This window comes from Corynebacterium marambiense, assembly GCF_016342275.1.
Taxonomy (GTDB): domain Bacteria; phylum Actinomycetota; class Actinomycetes; order Mycobacteriales; family Mycobacteriaceae; genus Corynebacterium; species Corynebacterium marambiense.
Genome location: NZ_JAEIOT010000004.1, coordinates 1 through 20,381 on the forward strand (window position 1 = coordinate 1; position 20,381 = coordinate 20,381).

Annotated in this window: 18 protein-coding genes; 4 read left to right on the forward strand and 14 right to left on the reverse strand. The window is 62.3% G+C overall.

From position 1 onward, the window contains the following. Window positions 1–203 precede the first annotated feature (203 nt). The 4 genes from JDV76_RS00055 to JDV76_RS00070 all read right to left on the reverse strand — a co-directional run bounded on the left by JDV76_RS00055 (window position 204) and on the right by JDV76_RS00070 (window position 5,266). Window positions 204–1,025: a heme ABC transporter ATP-binding protein gene (locus JDV76_RS00055; protein WP_198734854.1), complete on the reverse strand. Its 822-nt coding sequence runs from the start codon at window positions 1,023–1,025 to the stop codon at window positions 204–206. A 1-nt stretch (window position 1,026) separates the two neighbouring features. Continuing rightward, complete coding sequence (locus JDV76_RS00060; RefSeq protein WP_248140703.1) at window positions 1,027–2,085, reverse strand: FecCD family ABC transporter permease; 1,059 nt, start codon at window positions 2,083–2,085, stop codon at window positions 1,027–1,029. Between the two features lie 21 nt (window positions 2,086–2,106). Then, on the reverse strand, window positions 2,107–3,066 hold the full coding sequence (locus JDV76_RS00065; RefSeq protein ID WP_232958728.1) for a heme/hemin ABC transporter substrate-binding protein: 960 nt from the start codon (window positions 3,064–3,066) through the stop codon (window positions 2,107–2,109). A gap of 226 nt (window positions 3,067–3,292) precedes the next feature. Beyond that, window positions 3,293–5,266 (reverse strand): HtaA domain-containing protein, encoded by a 1,974-nt coding sequence (locus tag JDV76_RS00070; RefSeq protein WP_198734855.1) that lies wholly within the window; start codon window positions 5,264–5,266, stop codon window positions 3,293–3,295. A gap of 233 nt (window positions 5,267–5,499) precedes the next feature. Here JDV76_RS00070 and JDV76_RS00075 point away from each other — a divergent pair, with 233 nt between their 5' ends. Together JDV76_RS00075 and metX are read left to right on the forward strand one after the other, a co-directional pair. Beyond that, complete coding sequence (locus tag JDV76_RS00075; RefSeq protein WP_198734856.1) at window positions 5,500–6,030, forward strand: hypothetical protein; 531 nt, start codon at window positions 5,500–5,502, stop codon at window positions 6,028–6,030. 111 nt (window positions 6,031–6,141) lie between these two features. Next, complete coding sequence (gene metX / locus JDV76_RS00080; RefSeq protein ID WP_198734857.1) at window positions 6,142–7,290, forward strand: homoserine O-acetyltransferase MetX; 1,149 nt, start codon at window positions 6,142–6,144, stop codon at window positions 7,288–7,290. Window positions 7,291–7,315: 25 nt separating this feature from the next. Here the strand turns inward: metX and JDV76_RS00085 are convergent, their stop codons facing one another. Both JDV76_RS00085 and JDV76_RS00090 read right to left on the reverse strand, forming a co-directional pair. Beyond that, window positions 7,316–7,648, reverse strand: coding sequence for a DUF3017 domain-containing protein (locus JDV76_RS00085; RefSeq protein WP_198734858.1), 333 nt, complete (start codon window positions 7,646–7,648; stop codon window positions 7,316–7,318). Between the two features lie 14 nt (window positions 7,649–7,662). Next, entirely contained in the window at window positions 7,663–8,520 is an 858-nt protein-coding gene (locus JDV76_RS00090) for a bifunctional methylenetetrahydrofolate dehydrogenase/methenyltetrahydrofolate cyclohydrolase (RefSeq protein ID WP_198734859.1), read from the reverse strand. An 88-nt stretch (window positions 8,521–8,608) separates the two neighbouring features. Between JDV76_RS00090 and JDV76_RS00095 the strand changes: the two genes are divergently transcribed. Then, on the forward strand, window positions 8,609–9,097 hold the full coding sequence (locus tag JDV76_RS00095; protein WP_198734860.1) for a tRNA (cytidine(34)-2'-O)-methyltransferase: 489 nt from the start codon (window positions 8,609–8,611) through the stop codon (window positions 9,095–9,097). A gap of 9 nt (window positions 9,098–9,106) precedes the next feature. Here JDV76_RS00095 and JDV76_RS00100 read toward each other — a convergent pair whose 3' ends face one another. From JDV76_RS00100 to JDV76_RS00135, 8 genes are all read right to left on the reverse strand, one after another. Further along, window positions 9,107–9,811 carry a metal-dependent transcriptional regulator gene (locus tag JDV76_RS00100; RefSeq protein ID WP_198734861.1) on the reverse strand — a complete coding sequence of 235 codons (705 nt, stop codon included), beginning with the start codon at window positions 9,809–9,811 and terminating at the stop codon, window positions 9,107–9,109. A gap of 25 nt (window positions 9,812–9,836) precedes the next feature. Continuing rightward, window positions 9,837–10,712, reverse strand: coding sequence for a metal ABC transporter permease (locus tag JDV76_RS00105; RefSeq protein WP_232958693.1), 876 nt, complete (start codon window positions 10,710–10,712; stop codon window positions 9,837–9,839). Beyond that, window positions 10,709–11,620, reverse strand: a complete 912-nt coding sequence (locus tag JDV76_RS00110; protein WP_198735299.1) for a metal ABC transporter permease — start codon at window positions 11,618–11,620, stop codon at window positions 10,709–10,711. The genes JDV76_RS00105 and JDV76_RS00110 overlap by 4 nt, the downstream gene beginning before the upstream one ends. Window positions 11,621–11,669: 49 nt before the next feature. Then, window positions 11,670–12,446, reverse strand: coding sequence for a metal ABC transporter ATP-binding protein (locus tag JDV76_RS00115; RefSeq protein ID WP_198734862.1), 777 nt, complete (start codon window positions 12,444–12,446; stop codon window positions 11,670–11,672). A gap of 134 nt (window positions 12,447–12,580) precedes the next feature. Further along, window positions 12,581–13,783 (reverse strand): metal ABC transporter substrate-binding protein, encoded by a 1,203-nt coding sequence (locus JDV76_RS00120; RefSeq protein ID WP_198734863.1) that lies wholly within the window; start codon window positions 13,781–13,783, stop codon window positions 12,581–12,583. A 251-nt stretch (window positions 13,784–14,034) separates the two neighbouring features. After that, window positions 14,035–15,486, reverse strand: a complete 1,452-nt coding sequence (locus tag JDV76_RS00125) for a PH domain-containing protein (protein ID WP_248140705.1) — start codon at window positions 15,484–15,486, stop codon at window positions 14,035–14,037. Beyond that, window positions 15,483–15,959 carry a PH domain-containing protein gene (locus tag JDV76_RS00130; RefSeq protein ID WP_198735301.1) on the reverse strand — a complete coding sequence of 159 codons (477 nt, stop codon included), beginning with the start codon at window positions 15,957–15,959 and terminating at the stop codon, window positions 15,483–15,485. Before JDV76_RS00130 ends, JDV76_RS00125 begins: the two co-directional genes overlap by 4 nt. Before the next feature lie 37 nt (window positions 15,960–15,996). Then, window positions 15,997–19,173, reverse strand: a complete 3,177-nt coding sequence (locus JDV76_RS00135) for an error-prone DNA polymerase (protein ID WP_232958694.1) — start codon at window positions 19,171–19,173, stop codon at window positions 15,997–15,999. 266 nt (window positions 19,174–19,439) lie between these two features. On the opposite strand from JDV76_RS00135, the gene JDV76_RS00140 reads away from it, so the two are divergent. Continuing rightward, window positions 19,440–20,336, forward strand: a complete 897-nt coding sequence (locus JDV76_RS00140) for a MetQ/NlpA family ABC transporter substrate-binding protein (RefSeq protein WP_198734865.1) — start codon at window positions 19,440–19,442, stop codon at window positions 20,334–20,336. Window positions 20,337–20,381: the final 45 nt, after the last annotated feature.

The window sequence follows — 20,381 nt, forward strand, 5'->3', positions numbered from 1 at the left end:
TAGTTGAGGTACGTCTGCTTAACAGACCACGAAGACGAACCCTCGCTGACAGACGTCACACACTCGGCAGCCTCCTCACCCGCAAACGCAGAGGGAACGAGGACCGAACCGGCGAGTAGCGCGGTTCCCGCGATGAGGGAGGCGGCTTTTTTTGTCATGCTTTTCATTGTTTTTCCTTATTCGGCGGCGGTAGGTGAGATTGTTCACGTATGAATGAGATCAAGTAGTTCGCGGGCGGCTGCACTGGTCTTCTTTCCCATTCCACGTTCTGGTACTACCTGGAACTGTCCGGGATGTGGGCGGAGAACCTCGATTGGCCAGTCGTAGACACCACTGAGGATTTCTTCCGTGTAGACCTCTTCGACGGTTCCCTGAGCCGCTACGCCACCTCTTGCGAGGCAAGCGATACGGTCACAGTAGGCGCCGGCCGCATTGAGATCGTGCAGGACGATGATCACAGCGGCACCGGCACGAGCCATGCCACGGGCGAGTCCCAGTGCCTGTTCCTGGTGTCCGATGTCGAGTGCTGCTGTCGGCTCGTCGAGCAGAACAACGGGGGTCTGCTGAGCGAGTACGCGGGAGAGTGCCACCCGAGCTCGTTCGCCGCCCGACAAAGTCATGATGTCGCGCTCGGCGAGATGATCGACCTCCGTAGCTTTCAACGCTGCATCGATCAGCGCCTCATCGTTCTTCGCCCGCTTCGTACGAGCCCATGGTCGACGTCCCATGGCGACGACATCACGAACGAGGAAAGCGAAGGACACCGAGACATCCTGCAGCATGACCGAACGGGTTCGCGCAAGTTCCAGGGGTGTCGCTGAGGTCGGGTCCAAGCCGTTGATCGAGATACTTCCACTGCGCACCGGAATATCACCGCAGATGGCGGAAAGAAGTGTCGATTTGCCGGCGCCGTTGGGGCCGATCAGACCGAGGACTTCTCCGGCGTTGGCGGTGATTGAAACGTCTTCGAGTAGAACGTGTTCTCCGAAGGCGATGCTCACGTCACGTGTTTCAAGGATGCTCATGTCAGGCCCTTCCCCGTCGCATCATGCGGCGCAACAGAATGAAGAATGTGGGGCCACCGACAATTGCGGTGAAGATACCGATGGGCAGATCCGCGAAGGCAATGAGTGTTCGGGCGGCGACATCCGACAGTCCAATGAGCACCGCCCCCGCGAGCGCGGATGCCGGCATCAGGATCTTGTTCGAGGGCCCAGTGATCCCGCGGAGTAGATGGGGGATGATCAGGCCAACGAACCCGATGAGTCCCGCATAGGCCACTGCACCGGCGGTCAAAAGGGTCGATGCTCCGATTGCGGCGATGCGTACGGTCTGCACGTTGACACCGATGTGTCCCGCTGCTTTGTCACCGAGGGCGAGAATGTCGAGTGCGCCTCCGAGGAGCAGGGCGATGAAGATTCCGACGGCGATGATCGGGAGGACGACCGTCACATACTTCCACTGTGCCCCGTTCAGGGAGCCCATCTGCCAGAAGATGATCTGTTCCCTGGACGTAGCCGGTGCGATGTAGACGAGCAGAGAGATGGCGGCACCACATACCGCATTGACCGCAATTCCGGTCAAAATGAGGTTGAGGACGTGGACCTGTCCGTCATGCCGGGCAAGCTGGTAGACGGCCACCGTGGTGATGACAGCTGTCACGAACGCCGCGGCAGGGACGGTGGAGGTACCGAGCCATGTCCAGTTAAACACGATGACCACGGCCGCACCGACGCCGGCACCGGACGTGACGCCAATGACGCTCGGCTCTGCGAGGGGGTTAGCGAACACCGCCTGCATGAGTGCTCCGGCCACACCGAGTGCGGCACCGACAATGATACCGAGCACGAGTCGTGGCAACCGGATGTTCCACAGGACCGACTGCTGAATCGAATCCTGGCCGGGACCGATGGCGAGGAGACGCGGTAAATCGGATGCCTTCAGTGTGTACTGTCCGACGACGACGGAGAAGACCATCGTTCCGAACAGCAGCAGCACGAGAACGATGAAAAGGATGATCCGGTTGCGACGTCTCTTCTGGAAGGCGTCACGCTCCCGGACTGCGCCTCTCTGATCCGTTTCCACGGTGGTCGTTGGTACCTGCACCTACTTCGACTCCGGCGCGTAGAGCTCGATGGCGAGGCGCTCGAGCAGGTCACCGGTCTGGGGGCCGAAGGCGAGTGCTTGGCCGTCCGGGACCGTGACGATCCGACGGTTCTGGCCCGCGACGGTTTGGGCAACTCCGGGGCGTTCGAGCAGGCCGTCGATCCCGTTGGTGGACTCGAGCCCCTTCTCCATCATGATGAAGACCTCGGGGTTGAGTTTGGCCAACGCTTCCGCATTCGCGGGAGATGCGGTGCGGATACCGTTCTCTGTGGCGACGTCGATGCCACCGACACCCTTGATCAGCTCGTTCACACCGTCTTCCTCGCCGAGGATGAAGAAGACACCACCTGTGCCTCGTGCATAGAGAAACGCCATACGCAGGGGATTTTCCGGGGTGATAGTCCGGATGTCCTCAACCGCGCGTTCGTACTCCTTGACAGAGCGTTCTGCAAGCACCTCCGCGTCGTCGGGAAGCCCGACGACGCCACCGAGGTTGACGATGTCCTCGTGTATTCCGTCAACGGTGTGCAAAGGCTCCATGACAACGACGGGGACACCTACCTCGCGGATCTGGTCGATCGCCTCACGCGGGCCGATGGAATGGTCGATGATGACGAGGCTAGGATTGAGTTCGAGTACCGCCTCGACGTTGATGTTGTGTCCGCCCTGGGTGACCACCGGAAGGTTGGCGAGAGAGGCTTCATCAGAGCTGACCGTCCGTCCGATGATCGCGTCACGCATCCCAAGCCCGATGAGAGTTTTCGTGTACGCCCCGTACAGGTCGAGTGCGAGGATCCGAGAGACATCATCGACGACGACATCGTACCCATCCGCATCCGTGAGTTCGACGGGAAGCTGGGGCTGTGGATCCTCGGTCACCGGGATGGGCTCCCCGACACCGGTGACAGCATTGACTCCCGTGAGAGATCGCGGATCCGGTAGATCAGCGGGATCGGGCAGCTCAGGAAGTGCAGCGCTGACGGCAGCTTCAGCCGCCTTCCCGCCGGTCTCGGGGCTATTGTCGGAGCCGGAGCAGCCTGCCAGCACGGTGGTGGTGCAGGCGAGAGCGACGATAATCGCACGTGCTCTTCCGGAGAACCGTATTCGGAGTCTGTGTCGTGAAGTCAGCAACTTGTGGGGCCTTTCGCGGGGAAAACGTGGACCAGAGGAGGAAAGGGTTTTCCGACTACCCGGCGGGGTTTCGGGAGACGAACGATGTCAGGGTACTGCCAGCGACGACGAATGCGGCGAGGATCAGCAGCAGGGGCGTGACCAGGGTTTCGGTCTCACTACTGGCGGCAACGTTCTCCGTCTCAGGGGACTTGTTGGGACCGCTGGACTTGATCTTAAAGCGCCCGGAACCTCCCTTATCAGCATGGAAACTTCCGCTATCTTCCCCTGCTGCAGCACCGGGCAGTCCCGCTTTTTTGGTTGAGGAACCGGAAGCACCGGCTGTTGTCGCACCGACCCGTGCCGCAGCGCCACCGCCGCCACCGGAGGCGGGTGCACCGCTGCCTTGCCCTGAGGCGCAACTAGCTGATCCGCCAAGTGTCGCGGCAAAGCTCAGAGGCGCCATTTCCTGGCCTGCCGGGTAGAAGTCGGCGAACGCGGTGGAACCGGCCTGGGTGAGACTCACCGAGCTGGTCTGACCGGACACCTCGGTGGGCGAGACGTCTAGCTGGCTGAACGTCAGATTGGCCAGGGCGACGCGACCAAAGTTGTTCGAGTTGCCTTCCATGTCGTTTGACGTGACATTGGCGATGAGGACGCCGGAAGCTCCGTTCCACTGAACCTCCGGGTCCGCGATAGTGAGGTCCAGAACTCCGCCGTGCCCGGTAAACCGGACCGATCCGGACATAAGCAGGGAACCAGCTCCAGTTGATGGATTCACTGCGCCGGAGTTACCGGAGAAGAGGAATTGCCCGTTGTTGTGTCCGACACCGTTGAGTTCCCAGCCGCCGTTGGCGATCGATCCGGAGATGTAGGTTTGGAAGGAAGTCTTCACTCCCCAGGCAGCCTGTGCCTCTACCACTCCGAGAGAACCGTCATCGGTGCAGACATCCCCACCACCGGTGTTCGCTCCGGCAGTCGTTCCTCCGGCGGCGGCCCCCCGAGGAGCGGAGGCAGCTCCAGAGGTTCCGGATCTGGTACCGGCCCCCGAAGTTGTACCGGTTCCTGCACCTGTGGTCTTACCAGTGGTTGTCTTCCCACCGGTTCCCCCGGTGGTCGCACCGGGCACGGACGTACCGTCTGTCGTTGTCCTGCTACCGGTGAGGGTGTTGCGGTCATCGGTGAAGCGCTTGTATAGCTTGTCACTGTTACCCATGAACTTGTCGGCGGTGCCCATGAGGTTATTGAGGGAGTCCAGGTGATCGTTGACGGAGTTGACTGCATCGATCCCGACCGACTTGGTTCCGGTGTTCTTTCCCCCGCTGGTCCCACTCCCGCCGTCTGAACCCCCCTGGGGTTGCTTCCCACAGACCTTTTCGAGGGTTGCTGCCAATGATATCGGGTCGAACTCCTGACCCGGCTCGTAGAAGCCCGCAAAAATCGAAGCACCGTCGGCGGAGAGATTCACGCTTCCGTTCAAGTCGAGGGATCCCGAGGTGAAATCAGGTGCCTGCGCAAGCTGGATGTCCATGAAATCTGCATCATTGGCGGACTTTTCGCCGGAGACCATTGTGGTGCCAGGCTCGAGCTCAAGGCCTCTGTAGTCGACTACGAGGGTGGCGGATGTTCCGTCCACGACGAGTTTCATGTCCGAGAGCGTGAAGTCGAGGGCGTATTTCCCGGGCCCCTGGCCGCCTTCCCCTTCATGACCGAAGAAACGAAGAGATCCTTGGAGGGGAATCGTCGCGGTATCCGCATCGACGACTTTCATCCTGTCTGGGTCGGGTGTCAGGACGAACTGCTCGGAGCCACTGTCATAGCTCATACCATCCAGCTCCCAGCCGCCCTTCGTCCCACCGGACTGGATATAGGAGCGGAAGGACTTCTTGAATCCCCACCGCATGGCCCCATCGATCTTGGTGTAGGACTCAGAGCAGTCTTCGGCTGTGGCAGGTAGGACGGGCAGAACCAGGAAGCCCGCAGCTGCGGTGGCAGCCGCGACCGCGGTGATGCGGCGGACGATTTTGGTGAATGGCGAACGCAAGGTCATGCGTCGTCCTTTCTGGAGCAATGATTATTTCTCTTTGGCTGTATCTACGAGGGGTTCCCGGACGAAGGGCCCGTCGGCGGAGCGACTATCCCCGGAGACCGGCTCGTCACTGGAGTGAGGTGCCGGGTCGCGTCGCGGACATACTTTATATCGTCAGGCTAGACTAACCTAAAAAATCCGTTCGCCTCGAAAACCCGAATCTTCCCCCTGTACTAAGGATAGCCGCAGCACTCATGACCGACACCACGTTTGATCGCCTCTACCCTGACGTCGACCCGTCCACCCCCCTCCCCCCGACCCGGGGAGAACGGGCAGGCATGACGGTATCAGTAATGCTGTTCGCATTCGGCGCAGCTGCCGGAGATCTCCTCGTCACAGGAGTCGGTTTCGGACTACTCATGTTCTGCTTCGCCGCCAACAGTCTCAAAACTCAGCGGAAGATCCGCAACGAAGCGCGATCCCGATTCCCCGGTGAAGATTGGGCGGAATATGGAAGGGTTCGAAATCTCCGCCTTGACCTGCTCGTTCCCCTTCTATGGCTGGTCGCAACCGCGGCGTGTGCGCTCGTGTTCTTCTTCACCCCGGCCAGCTGGTATCCGTGGGCTCCCGCGGGAGCTGCGGTGCTGACCGCGGCGATCATGTGGTTCATGCCGGGAATGTCCCCGATCTGGTCAACTCCGGAGCCGCCCGACTACTCGGATGAGGAACAGCGAAACATCAGCACACTCCCCTACCCGCAGGCTACAGAAATTCAGACCGCATAGTCTGGAAACACGATCCAGTAGCTGTTCTGACTGGGTTTTTCCATCGATATTGAGCTAGACAGAGCGGTCCGTCTACGATGGTTGCACAGTGCACCGACCAACGGAGACCCCATGAACACCCAACCGTCAAAGCAGCTCATATCTCCTTCGCAATCATTTCCTTTTCCTGAGGAAGGGAAGGCGGAGATTTTCCCCGTGGGAGACATCCGCACAGAGGCCGGAGGAGTCGTCTGGGATGCGAGAATAGCTGTCCAACGATGGGGTGAACTCCGCCGTGACACCGACGGTTCGACGAACATCATCCTCGTCGAACATGCCCTCACCGGCGATTCCGATGCCGTGAACTGGTGGAACGGACTCATCGGCCCGGGTTTATCCTTGGATACGGACCGGTACTGCGTGATGTGCACCAATGCACTCGGGGGTTGCTCGGGCACCACTGGCCCTTCGTCCCCCCACCCCGACGGCCGCCCCTGGGGCTCACGGTTTCCCGCGCTCTCTATCCGGGATCTCGTTACCGCGGAACGTCAGCTCCTTGATGTCTTGGGCATCAGTAAGGTCACCGCCGTGGTCGGGGGTTCGATGGGTGGGGCACGCACCCTGGAGTGGATCCTCATGCATCCAGAGCGGGTGGGGGCGGCTGCGATTCTGGCGGTTTCCGCCCGCGCCAGCGCCTGGCAGATAGGTATCCAATCGGCGCAGATATCAGCTATAACGAACGATCCGGAATGGCTGAACGGTGAGTATCATTCAACCAGCGGATACCCCCGACAGGGGCTGGCGGCAGCGCGCCGGATAGCACACCTGACATATCGCGGGGAGCAGGAGATCGACGAGCGTTTCGGGACCGACGCCCAGGACGGGGAGAATCCTCTCGGGGTCTTCCGGGATCCGGGGCAGCGTTTCGCAGTGCAGAGTTATCTCGACCACCAAGCCAGAAAACTGGTCGAGCGTTTCGACGCGGGCTCCTATGTGGTACTCACCGAGGCACTGAACCGCCATGACATCGGGCGAGGACGTGGTGGCCTGAACAAGGCACTGTCGGAGATCCAGGTACCCACCCTCGTCGCCGGTGTGGACACCGATATCCTTTACCCGTACCACCAGCAGGAACACATCTCCCGCAACGTCGGGAATCTCCTAGGCATGGCGAAGATCGTCTCGCCCGTCGGGCATGACGCGTTCCTCACGGAGACCCGCCAGGTCGCCCGGGTGTTTCGCCGGTTCCTGTTACTGGCGACCGGTGCAAATCCGGCATGATTCCAGACCTGGGAGTATCACTCAGTCAGCTGCCGAGAGGATCAACGGACACCGCGAGGAACGCCATCAATCCCCCAATGAACAGGGTAAACAGGGTATCGAAACTCCGTGACCGGACGGAGAACACCCCGAGCACCCGGGAGTCACAGATACCCCGGACGACACTGAGCCAGACCAACGCGCAACCAAGGAGAAAAGTCGCACGCCGCCAGTGCTCCGTGAGTGCGAAAATGGCCGCAATCAAGAACGCGGCGATGAGCAGTGCCATGAACACCCGTTGTACAGCACGCGGAACCGGAGACGGGGACAACCCAATGTCGTGTGGATTGTCGATCCCCGGCACATAGGAGGAGTTCATCGACTGCTGCCCAATCACTCCGCCCCAGCTAGGTTTTCCGCACGCTCCACGACATTCCGCACCAGGAATGCCCTGGTGAGCGGGCCGACTCCACCGGGATTCGGAGACACCGCACCGGCGACCTCCCACACGTCCGGGTGGACATCCCCGGCGAGTTTGCCGCCCCTGCGGGACACCCCGACGTCAAGGATCGCTGCACCGGGTTTGACCATGTCCGGCGTGAGCATGTGGGGGACACCTGCCGCGGCGACGATGATGTCAGCTGCTCGGGTCTCGGCGGCCAGGTCCCTTGTACCTGTGTGACAGAGCGTGGTGGTCGCGTTCTCGCTGCGCCGGGTGAGCATCAGACCGATGGGACGCCCGACGGTCACACCGCGTCCGATCACGACGACCTTCGCGCCGTTGAGTTCGATCCCGAACCGCCGGAGAAGGTGGATGGCGCCATTCGGGGTGCACGGCAGCGGCGCCGGTTCGTTGAGAACCAGTTTGCCGAGGTTAACGGGGTGCAGTCCGTCGGCGTCCTTGGCAGGGTCGATACGCTCGAGGACGGCGTTTTCGTCGAGGTGCCTCGGCAACGGCAGTTGGACAATGTAGCCGGTGCAGGCGTCGTCGGCGTTGAGCTCATCGATGACCGCGTTGAGTTCCTCCTGGCTGACGTCAGCGGGGAGATCCCTGCCGATCGATTTCACACCGATCTGCTCGCAGTCACGGTGCTTCATCTTGACGTAGCTGTGGCTCGCCGGGTCGTCACCGACCAGGACGGTGGCGAGTCCGGGGACCACGCCACGATCGGCGAGCCGATCCACTCTCCTCTTCAGGTCCTCGAAGATCTCGTCGCGATAGAGCTTTCCGTCAAGTTTCTGTGCAGTCACACGGACTATTATTCCACGGTCCGGGGAGTTAGCGCAGGTTCCGGGCCGTATCCGAGGAGAAAGCAGGCACACACTAGGATCGGGACCCATGAGTGAGACCGGTGATCGCGCAGTTCTTCATGTCGTCTTCGATCGTCCGTGCATCCCGCCGAACACGGGTAACGCGATCCGCATGTGTGCGGGTACCGGAGCGCATCTCCACCTCGCCGGTCCACTGGGCTTCAATCTCGAAGAGAAGAACCTCCGCAGGGCTGGCCTCGACTACCACGATCTCGCGGAGGTCAGCATCCACGAGAACCTTGTTGCGGCACTCGACTCGATCCCCGGAGCCCGGGTGTTCGCATTCACGACCTCCGCCACCCGGTGGCACGGGAACATCAGTTACCGGGCTGGTGACGTCCTGTTATTCGGCACGGAACCCGGTGGCCTGGACGACGAGGCCCTGTCGAACCCGAGGATCACGGAACAGGTGCGTGTCCCGATGCTCCCGGCACGGCGGTCGATGAACCTGTCCAACTGCGCGGCAGTGGCCACCTATGAAGCATGGCGCCAGCTGGGTTACCCGGGGGCAGTCTAGCCGGAAACCTCAGTCGCGGGTGACGTAGATGGCCGCTATGCCGGCCGCCGTCATCGGTACGTCGGCAGCTGTGTCCTCCTCATGCGGACCCGCCGGCCGTTCAACGCGGACCACAGACATCCCCGGAAACGGGGGTGGGAGCACCGTAAGTCCGGTCCCCGGACGGATTCCGTGGTCCGCGAGGTAGCGCAGGAGTTCCGGATCGCGGTCACTGACCCTGTCTACCGTCACCTCGACCCCTTCTTCAACCCCGGTGAGGACCTCTGAGGGGATGTCGACCATTGCCCCGTCAACATCGGGGATCGGATCTCCGTGGGGGTCACGCACCGGATACCCGAGGTGGGCGTCGATACGCTCAATCAGTTTGTCTGAAACCGAATGTTCTAGGACATCGGCCTCATCATGAACCTCGTCCCAGGTGTATCCGAGGGTAGTGCAGAGGAACATTTCGAGGAGCCGGTGCCTGCGCATCATTCCGAGGGCCAGTTGGGTTCCTTCCTTTGTGAGTGTCATGCCAGAGTAGGGCCGATGACTGACCAACCCACGATCCGTCAGCCTTCGGACGGCTTCGGAGGCTGTCGATGTCTTCTGTCCGGTCTGGGCGGCGACATCCTTGAGCATCGCCGGCGACCCGGTTCGTTCGCAGATGTCCCAGATGACCTTCAGGTAGTCCTGAGACTTATCGGGAAGGTCCGAGAGGTTGGTTTCTGGCATTGCTCTTCCTTTCTCGGAGCTCGGCTTATCGGCGACCAGCCAACAGTCGACCAACCGCGAGGCAGCCGATATAGAAGACACCTGCGGTCAGCGCGATCATGCCACCTGCCGACAGATCTGCCTTCACCGCGAAGGCGAGCCCCACTGCGCCAATGGCAATACCTGCTATGGGAGCTGCGATGAACAGGCCCAAGGTCGACCTCACGAGCGGCTGCAGTCCAGCGGCTGGGGCAGCGATGAGCGCGATGGAGAGAATCGTACCGACAGCCGGGATGACCACGACGATAGCAGCGCAGATCAACCCGAGGATGATGCCTTCGGCGATCGTGGCGCTATGCCCCGCTGCCCGGTATCCACTTCCATCGAAGGCGTAGAAAATTAGCTGCCTACCAAAGATCGCCAGAATGATGAGGGTGATGACGAGCACGACTGCGGCTGCGAGAACATCGGTCCGGTTGACACTCAGCACCGATCCGGTGAGAAATGACTCGATCTTCAGCGGTAACGGCTGGAACCACTTGCTCAGGAAATAACCGAGGGCGAACCCGAGAGTCAGGACGATGCCCGCCGACGCCTGGGAGGACTGCCCAGCGATACGGGTCAGCCGGTGCATCAGCCAGGACAGGGGAACACACGCCAGGAGTGCACCGGCGAAGAGGAAGAGCGATAGCACTGCATGCTGCGTATCATTATCTAGGTTCCAGTCTGCGGCGAGTCCCTTACCGAGAACGACACCGAGGATAGCTCCGGGAAAAGTACCGTGGGCAACTGACTCCACGAAGAAGACCCGCTGGTTGAGCACCGCCAGGACACCGACCAGACCAGCGAGCACACCGACGACGACGATCTCCAGGATCGGGAGCTGGAGGATCGTCCACAAGGTGGAATCGAAGAAGCTCATACTGCACCTCCGGCGGGAATTCTGACGGGAGTGGTGGTCTCGTCCGGATCAACGGGGACGTTGTTCCCGGCGAACCTGCTACGAATCCACCGGATCGGCAGGGAGAGGAAGAACAGGGCGATGACGGACAGCGCGACCGACGCCTGCGGAGACACCGGGTGTGGGGTGTCCAGAGTCATGATGATCATGCCCGCATAGCCACCGATGACCCCGACGGCGATGGCGACCGGGACCATGAGTGAAACGCGTTCGACCAGGAGTCGGGCGGTTGCTCCGGGGACCACAAGATAGCCGATGACGAGAAGCACCCCGACTGCGGAGGCGGAGGATACGACGACGGCGGCGATCGCGGCGTTGACCATGAGGTCCACGGTGAAGCCCGAGATCCCCGCGGCACGGGCACCGTCACGATCAAAGGCCGTGAAGATCTGTTCCTTCCAGGACAGGGTGATGATGGTGAGTGCAACGAGGCACACGACGATGGACTCGACGAACCGATCAGGGGTCACCTCGAGGAGGCGTCCGAACATCAGTGCCTCAAGCTGACCTGATCGGTCACCCTTGTACAGGGAGAGCACGATACCAGCGGAAAAAAATGAGGTGAGCACGACGGCGGTTCCGGATTCGGAGACCTTCGTGTTACGCCTGCCAACGGCGGTGAGTGCAATGACAATGAACACCGCGCAGATCGCGGCGCCAGGAATGATCATGTCGAGTCCACCGTAGACGGCGCCCGCGACGATTCCGGGGAACACCGAGTGCACCATCGCTTCGGCGTTGAATTCCAGGCAGCGGAGATTGATGATGACCCCGACGAGGCCTGCGACGACGCCGAGGAACATGAGCATGAGGAAGGGACGGAAGAGATACGGCGCGGCCGCGACCGTCTGGAGACCCGGGACATCCATCACGGCCAACCGAAGGGATTCGACAGCATTGGTGACGCCGACGATGACGCTATCCCACATGAAGTTCCTCCTCGAGTCCCGATCCGACGAGTTGGTCGGTGCTACGGCTGCCGTACGCCTGCTCAAGGTTGGCCGGGGTGAGGACCCGGTCTATCGGGCCGAAGGCGATCTGTCGACCGGCGAGAAGTGCGACATCCTCGCAACACTCGTAGGCGAGCTTGAAGTCGTGGGTGGACACGACCACCGCGACGCCTTCCCGTTTGACCGAGTGAATGATTCCCAGCAGGGCCTCACGGTTGGGTTCATCGAGACCGTTGAACGGCTCGTCGAGGAGGATCATCTTCGGGGAGGCCACGATGGAACGGGCGAGCAGCACTCGCTGACGCTGGCCGCCGGACAATTGACCGAACCTCAGATTTGCACGGTCAGACATGCCGACTCGCTCGAGGGCGGCATCGACCCGCTCACGGTGCGCTGCACTGGGGCGGCGGAGCCAACCGAGTTCCGCGTAGAGCCCCATCATCACGACCTGCCGGACGGTGACCGGGAACGTGGTGTCGAGATCCGCGACCTGCGGCACGTAGCCGATGGATCCTTTGGGGACCTTTCCATCCGTGCGTCCGAGGATCTCCATGGTCCCGGACACGCTGACCGTCCCGAGGATGCCACGCAACAGCGTGGTTTTGCCCGCTCCGTTCGGTCCAATGAGCGCGAGGGCTTCCCCGGGTTGTACTTCACCGGTAACTCCGGTCAGTGTCGGGGGGCCGCCATAGCTGAAACTCGCATCGACGTAGCGTAGCGCCGGAGTGGACTGTGTCGTGTCCATTACTATTCTCCCTTGATGGAACCGGTATTTATTATTGGTGAAAGTGAATGTGGTTAAGGTTCCGAACACACGAGAGCCGCATCCCGAGGAATGGGACGCGGCGAACTCGCTTCGATCTGGGGAAAGAGCCTGCGTTACAGGTCCTTCGGGGTGTATGCCTTAAGAATCTCCGGAACAGGAGCCACCGTGCCGCCCCAGGCACGAACGAGGTTCGTGACGTTGTGCATGATGGAGCCGATGTAGGTCTCACCGTCGGTACCGTCCGGACCGAGCGAGTCTCCGTAAAGGGCGTCATCACCGATGACGGCCTTGACGCCCGCGGCACTCGCGATAGCCTCAATCGACTTGGAGTTGTTGGAGTTTTCCGCGAACAGCGCCTTGGCACCGGACTCACGGACCTTGTCAGCCTCGGAAGCGATGTGCTCGGCGGTGGCATCAGCCTGATCGTTGAAGTCGCTCAGCGCCGTGCCGATGAAGTTGATGTTGAATTCCTTGGACAGGTAACCGAAGGCATCATGCGAGGTGAACAGCACCCGGTCCGAGTCCGGGACAGAGGCGAAGGACTCAGCAGCCCACTTGTCGAGCTCGTCGAGTTCCTTCTCAAAGCGGCCAACATGCTTCTTGAACAGGTCGGAGTTCTCGGGGGATGCTTCTTCCAGTGCAGCACCGATGTTCTTCACCTGAACCATCGCATTGTGCGGTGAAGTCCAGACGTGGGGATCATAGATGAACTCGGGCTCTTCGCCCTCAGGTGCGGCGAACGGCCACTCATTGATATCGACCTGCTCCACCCCGCGGTAGACCTTGTAGGGCAGCTCCTTCTCAGCTTCCAGCACGGCCTTCTCGTCATCCTTCTCACCCGAGGTGAGGAAACCGCTGGTGACGACGAGGGTGCCGCCGAATCCGGAGGCTTCGACAGCACGATCGAGGAAGTGCTCCAGGTCCACACCATTGACCATGAGGAGGTTCGCCTCCCCCATTGCCTGCATCTGCTGCGGCGTCATCTCGTGATCGTGGGCGGAAGCGTTGGGCGCCAGAATGCAGGTTAGATCCAGCTCCGACTTGGCCTTGCCCGGCTCAGCCCCGAAGTGCGTGGTATTCCCGTCCGAGCCAGTCTTGTTGAAGGACAGTTCCGCATCATCCGACTCGTCAGTGGCGATCTGGGTGACGTAGTCACAGATCTGAGTGGTGGTGGCCACCACCTTCACAGACTCACCCGACACCTTCTCAACCTCCCCGGTTCCGGCATTGTCGGAACCGGAATCCGAGCCGCACGCGGTCAGGACAAGCGATACAACGGTGCAGGCAGCGAGTGCCGCAGCTTTTCCGAGCTTCATGGTTCGCAGTCTCTTTTCAGCAGTTTCCGGGCCTACATCCACCGACCCAAGAAAAAGACCGGGATGTCGCCCACCAGTAAGTACATGGTAACCATACCTAGATCGGCCGACTATATAAACCTGAATCTTCAACTGGTTGAACTTAATTGTGCACTGCATGCATCAATTGCACATGAATCCCATTATTGCCCCAGCACACACACCTCAGTGGCGAATACCAACCTTGCAGCACAACCCCTCATCCAGGGGTGTCACCGCAACTCAGTCACTGTAGCCAACACAGGCAATCGACGACGACGTAGTAGTTCCAGCAGCCAGACCGCATCCTCGGTTTCCAGGTTGTCCGCCACCATCAGCACCGGCCCCTCCACCAGGTGCATCTTCACCGAGGCGAAATCCAGCAACCTGCCGACCGGCCCTGTTTCCAAGGTGATCTCCTGGATGTGCGGCAGCGCGACCATCGACACCCGGCGGGAGAATCGACCTCCGTGGAGAATTACGGCCTCCGGCAGATCTTGTCCATCGTCTCCCGGTCCACCGGCAAACGTCACCGCCCGGCGGCGCCAACAGATCGGCGACACCCATCTGGCCCGGCGCGGGCTCCGCAACACCGGACGCGTCCACCCCTCCGGTTGCGCCGATTCCTCAACCTCCGCGGCAGTCAACGGGCTGAGCAGTACCGCGATCCGGACCGCCTCCTCCCGGGTACCCACCGGGAGGATCTTCGTCGTCCCCCCGCCCTCCGACACCCCGTAACCCGCCACGCAAACACGGACCGACCACCACCCGGTGAGCCGCCACAGTGTGCGCTGGCGGATCTCCACGGAGTGTACCCGGGACAACTTCAGTGTCTGTCTGCGTCGATCAGCGAGCCCGTAGGTGATGTCCAGATCTTCACCGCCTTCCCGCCGGACGGTGAAGCGCCAGGAGTTGTCGATGATGTTCCACGTGGACGGAAGCGAGCCGATGAATACGGGCCACAGCATCCCCAAAGCTCCCGGATGGATGATGACGATGATGAGCGTCGGCAACGCAAACAGGAACCACCCGGAGAGACACGCCGCGACGAGCGACCTGACGACGGGGATCGGGGCCACGATGATGTCACCGGCAGCCACCGCCGAATCAGGTTCCGTATCCGGGAATCCAGTCGACGGGGCATCCTGCCTGCCCGCTCCGACCGTCTCTCCGCCCAGCAGGCCGAGGATCTCCACACGGAGCCGCTCGGCCATCTTCTTGCGCAGGTAGGAGATCTCGATGACGGAGTCCTCCCCGCCCGCCGTCTCGACGCGGACCGCCGCGAGTCCACAGATCCGGGCGACGACCGACTCCACGATGTCGACCGCCTGGATGCGGTCGTAGCGGGCGGTTCGGACCCGGACACCCACCACCCCCTGCCGGTGGACGACTTCTTCCGCGGTGAGCCGGTACCCCATGGCCCGCCACCAGATGCCGGAGACCAGCCAGATCAGCACACACACCGAGATGAACCCGCCGACCCCGATCAACAGGGGACGGGTATCCACGTGAATCTGCCCGGAGATCAGGCCCCTGAGGATCCCGAACACCGACTCCCCCATGTTTCCCGCCGCGATGGCCACGAGCGCGAGCAGGACCGTCCAGAAGCGCAGCAGTGGACTGATCCGGTGCACCCGCCGGTAATCTTCGGTAGTGGCGTCTCCACCATCTCCGGTGCCGTTCACAGCCCGCTCATCCTCTCCCGGGCTTTGACCGCGAGACGGTCCCGGAGAGCGTCAGCGGTCACCGAATCCAGTCCGGGAATTTCACTGTCCGACGTTGATGACGCGGTGTGCAGGGTGAGTGTCTTCAATCCGAATCGGCGTTGCACCGGCCCGGAACTGACGTCAACGAACTGCACACGGCCATAGGGGACGACGGTGAACGTGTACCAGATCCGCCCTTTGGTGATGAGCAGTTCATCCGTGGTTTCTGCCCACCCGAGGAGCCGGACCTGCGCGGGAATCAACCAGGCGAGGTATCCGGTGGCGATGAGCATGAGAACGACACCGATCCAGAGCAAGGGGGTCCACCACCAGGCCGCCACCGCGCAGCCCAGCGCCGCGACCGCGGGGACGGGGAGGACGATGAGCAGCCGGGCTTTCGCGAGCGCGGGGGACACCGGGTTGAGCGGGGTCGAATCAGGCGCCTCAATCATGACCCCCACTATGCCGAAATCCATGGCCCCCACGCATTCACCGGAAGTCCCTCGACCCCGTGGAGAGCAGTTCCGCGGCGGGGAACGGTTCGAGCCGGTCCGCCAGGATCGCCGCCGCACCCGAGGAGTTCTGGATGATACCTCGGATAATCAGGGAGTGGGCGGTCCGGGCGAGTCGTCGCTGCCGGGCCCAGAGCCCGGGTGAGACGATGATATTCATCAGCCCGGTCTCATCTTCCATCCCGAGGAAGGTCACGCCGCTGGCGGTCCGGGGGCGTTGCCGGTGGGTGATGATGCCCGCGACCCGGATCCGGGCCCCGTCCCGCTGTTCGAGCAGCCGATCTGCCGGGATGATGCCCCGGGCATCGAGCGCGGTACGTAAGAGAGCGACCGGCTGCCTGTCGTGGGTGACGCCGGTCGCGGCGATGTCGACGGCAAGTAGTTCGAAGGCGGTCATTCCGGGCAGTGCGGGAGCGGCGATCCCGGAGATCCCCGGCAGCATCCCATTCTTCTCCGTTGCGGCGACGCCGGCTTCCCACCGGGCCTGACGACGTTCGATCCCGAGGCAGTCCGTGGCACCGGATCTGGCCAGCGCCTCGGTCTGTGCGATGCTCAGGTCCGCGCGTCTGGCGAGGTCCGCGACCCCGGTGAACGACCCACCTGTGGACCGGGCCGCGATGATCCGTTGCACCGCCTTGACCCCTACTCCCCTGACAAGATCGAGCCCGAGCCGGATCCGTCCCCCAGGGCAGTCCGCAACAGCAGCGGAGTCGTTGACGGATACCGGGTCGACCGGGACTCCGTGGCGGCGAGCATCAGCGATGAGGGACTGCGGGGAGTAGAAGCCCATCGGTTGCGCCCGCAGAAGGCCGGTGCAGAACTCAGCCGGATAGTGGTATTTGAACCAGGCGGAGAAGTAGACCAGGGACGCAAACGACTGGGAGTGGGATTCGGGGAAACCGTAAGCGGCGAAGGCGACCATCTTGTTCCAGAGATTCTCCGCGACGTCCCCCGTAATGCCGTTGTTCTCCCTGAGCCCGGTGAAGAACCGGTCCCGGATGCGGGCCATGCGCTCCGGGGAGCGTTTGGAGCCCATGGCCCGCCGTAGCGCATCTGCCTCGGCGCCGGTGAACCCGGCGGCGTCGCGTGCCATCTGCATGAGCTGTTCCTGGAACAGTGGCACCCCGAGGGTCTTGGCCAGCGCGGGTTCCAGACAGGGGTGGTCATAGGTGACCGGTTCCTCGCCGTTGCGCCGCCGGATGTAGGGGTGCACGCTGCCGCCCTGGATGGGGCCGGGACGGATGAGCGCGACCTCGACGACGAGATCGAAGAATTCCCGGGGTTTCAGCCGCGGGAGGGTAGACATCTGGGCCCGGGACTCCACCTGGAACACACCGACGGCATCGGCGCGCGCGAGCATGGCGTACACCTCCGGTTCCGCGAGATCCAGCTCCCAGAGATTCACCGTCCTGCCACGGTGTTCAGCGACGAGATCGATCATGTGGTGCAGCGCCTCAAGCATGCCGAGGCCGAGGAGATCGAACTTGACCAGCCCGGCCGCGGCGCAGTCATCCTTGTCCCACTGCACGATGCTGCGTCCGGATTTACGCGCCCACTCCACGGGCACGACATCGGCGATGGGTCGGTCGCAGATGACCATGCCTCCGGAGTGGATCCCGAGGTGTCGGGGTTGTCCGATGAACCGTTCCGCGAGTGCGACGACATCCGCGGGTGGTTCCGCGGTTCCCTTCGCCCAAGCGTCACACGCTCCCTGCGGGTGCCCCAGTGCCCGGCCTGCGTCGCGGACAGCACCGCGGCGACGGTACGTGATGACGTTCGCGACCTGCGCGGCGTTATCTCTGCCGTAGCGGGCGTAGACGTACTGGATGACCTCTTCTCGGCGGGTGGACTCGATGTCGATGTCGATGTCCGGTGGACCGTCCCGTTCCGGGGAGAGGAAACGCTCGAAGAGCAGTCCGGCACCGACCGGTTCGACGTTGGTGATGCCGAGTGCGAAGCAAACGACGGAATTCGCCGCAGAGCCGCGTCCCTGACAGAGGATGCCGCGGCCCCGGCAGAAGTCCACCAGATCACAGACGATGAGGAAGTATCCGGGAAAGTCGAGCTTCTCGATGATGCTTAGTTCGTGTTCCAGTTGCTGGTGAACGAGGGACCTGAGGTCCGCGCCCCGACCGGCATACCGCGTTCGGGCACGGCGGAGCGTCAATTCTGTCAACCAGCTCATCTCCGTGTGTCCATCCGGGATATCAAAACGGGGTAACTCCGGAGCCAGGAGGTCGAGGGTGAAGGCACATTCGGCGGCAACCTCCACTGCGGTCAGGCACAGTCGGTCACCACCGGGGAGCGCGCGTGTGATGTCCTCCCCACTCCGGAGCCAGGTACCGCCCATGGGATGAAGATGTGCCTCCGAGTCCGCGAGTCCGGACCGGAGCCTGAGTGCGTGTTTCGCTCCGGCCACACGCACATCATGACGGGTGGCGGCCCGGGGCATGGTGCTGACCACGGTCCGTAGGCCACGCCGTTCGGCTTCTGCGAGCAGATGTTCGTTTCCGTCCACGTCGCCGGGACACATCGTCCAGGACAGCTGGACCGTGACCCGTTCGGCACCGAACGCGTCGATCAGTTCGGACAGACGTTCCGTCCAGGTGGAGTCGGCGAGGATCTGCCAGGTACCGGACGCCCGCTCACCGAGGATCGGGAGCGGCGGGTACACGGGCGACCCCTTGGCGCCGGCGGCCATGTGCGCGTCGGTGATGGCGTGGCTGAGTCGACGGTAGCCGTCCGCACCGCGACAGAGCACACAGAGGATCTCCCCCTCACCGAGGGTGAGCTCCGCGCCGAAGACGGTGCCCAGCCCGGTGCCTGCGGCGGCTTCGGCGAAGCGGACCGCTGAATAGAAGCCGTCACGGTCCGTGATACCGAGCGCGGTGAGCCCGATTTCGATAGCCCGTTCGACGAGCTTATCCGGATCTGACGCACCGGAGAGAAAGCTGTAGGAACTCTGGGCGCGCAGTTCGGCGAAGGGATGCTCGACAGTCGGAACAATCGGCGGCCCGGACACGGTGGCCACCTCCAACACGGCTGGGTCGGGAAAAATCCGCTCAGCCCTCCCTCCGGAGAGAACTTTCTCCAGTGTCGCCCAGTCCATCGGGCATCCATTGACCCCAACACTGCCACCATCACCCCATTCCATATAGAACACAGTAGCGAATAGCTTTCCATCGCATCATCCCTCATGCATGCGGCACCCACTCCCGCCCGGCCAGTCACCCGCCCACCCACACCCCCAACACTAGACCGAGCTGTACACGAACGGGACACACTGCTACGGTGATACAAGCGGAATGGCAGAATGCTCTGTCTAGCCCCCACCGGGGTGCCCGCGCACCACTTCTCCACCGCGTCAACCGGGTGGAACAGATAGATATACAGTCAGACCCCGACAGAAAGCTTGAACCCATGAACCTCCGCCGTTTCACCACCCTCGCCGCCGCCGGCATCTTCGCCGCGGGGTCCCTCGTCGCCTGCGGAAACGACTCCGCCGACTCCACCAGCGCCTCCGGTGACGAAAGCAAGAAGATCACCATCGGCACCACCGACGCCGGCGGTAAGGCATGGGAGGTCTTCGAGGAGGAGGCCGACAAGGCGGGCATCGACCTCGACATCGTCAACTACTCGGACTACAACACCCCGAACAAGGCACTGTCCGAGGGACAGCTCGACGTCAACCTCTTCCAGCACCTGAAGTTCCTCTCCGAGTACAACGTCGGCACCGGAGATGACCTCACCCCCATCGGCTCCACCGAGATCGTTCCGCTGGCTCTGTTCTGGAAGGACCACGATTCCCTCGACGGCATCGAAGGCTCGTCCGTCGCCATCCCGAACGATTCCTCCAACCAGGGCCGCGCCATCAACGTGCTGGTCCAGGCGGGTCTCGTGACCCTCAAGGAGTCCGGCCTCATCACCCCCACCCCGGCCGACATCGACGCGGACAACTCCAAGGTCTCCGTCACTCCGGTCGCCGCCCCGCAGACCACCACCGTCTACCACGAGGGCAAGCCCGCCATCATCAACAACACCTTCCTGGACCGGGCCAACATCGATCCGAAGTCCTCAGTCTTCCAGGATGACCCAACCTCCGAGGAGGCCGAGCCCTACATCAACGCCTTCGTCGTCCGCGCCGAAGACGCCGACAACAAGGGCCTCCAGGAACTCGTCGAGATCTGGCAGGGTGACGCCGTCACCGAGGCCGTCGCCGAGGAGTCCAAGGGCACCTCAGTCCCCGTCAAGCGCTCCGCCGCTGATCTGAAGGAGATCCTGGATCGCCTCGAGGACAAGCTCAAGGACCAGAAGTAGCACTACCCCAGCTTTCAGCTGGTCACCCCGCCGATCATGACGGAA

Bases quoted from the DNA above. Each gene is read 5' to 3' on its own strand.
- JDV76_RS00055 (WP_198734854.1), bottom strand. From the start codon at position 1,025: ATGAGCATCCTTGAAACACGTGACGTGAGCATCGCCTTCGGAGAACAC.
- JDV76_RS00070 (WP_198734855.1), bottom strand. From the start codon at position 5,266: ATGACCTTGCGTTCGCCATTCACCAAAATCGTCCGCCGCATCACCGCG.
- JDV76_RS00075 (WP_198734856.1), top strand. From the start codon at position 5,500: ATGACCGACACCACGTTTGATCGCCTCTACCCTGACGTCGACCCGTCC.
- metX (WP_198734857.1), top strand. From the start codon at position 6,142: ATGAACACCCAACCGTCAAAGCAGCTCATATCTCCTTCGCAATCATTT.
- JDV76_RS00085 (WP_198734858.1), bottom strand. From the start codon at position 7,648: ATGAACTCCTCCTATGTGCCGGGGATCGACAATCCACACGACATTGGG.
- JDV76_RS00095 (WP_198734860.1), top strand. From the start codon at position 8,609: ATGAGTGAGACCGGTGATCGCGCAGTTCTTCATGTCGTCTTCGATCGT.
- JDV76_RS00100 (WP_198734861.1), bottom strand. From the start codon at position 9,811: ATGCCAGAAACCAACCTCTCGGACCTTCCCGATAAGTCTCAGGACTAC.
- JDV76_RS00105 (WP_232958693.1), bottom strand. From the start codon at position 10,712: ATGAGCTTCTTCGATTCCACCTTGTGGACGATCCTCCAGCTCCCGATC.
- JDV76_RS00110 (WP_198735299.1), bottom strand. From the start codon at position 11,620: ATGGATGTCCCGGGTCTCCAGACGGTCGCGGCCGCGCCGTATCTCTTC.
- JDV76_RS00115 (WP_198734862.1), bottom strand. From the start codon at position 12,446: ATGGACACGACACAGTCCACTCCGGCGCTACGCTACGTCGATGCGAGT.
- JDV76_RS00120 (WP_198734863.1), bottom strand. From the start codon at position 13,783: ATGAAGCTCGGAAAAGCTGCGGCACTCGCTGCCTGCACCGTTGTATCG.
- JDV76_RS00130 (WP_198735301.1), bottom strand. From the start codon at position 15,959: ATGATTGAGGCGCCTGATTCGACCCCGCTCAACCCGGTGTCCCCCGCG.
- JDV76_RS00135 (WP_232958694.1), bottom strand. From the start codon at position 19,173: ATGGAATGGGGTGATGGTGGCAGTGTTGGGGTCAATGGATGCCCGATG.
- JDV76_RS00140 (WP_198734865.1), top strand. From the start codon at position 19,440: ATGAACCTCCGCCGTTTCACCACCCTCGCCGCCGCCGGCATCTTCGCC.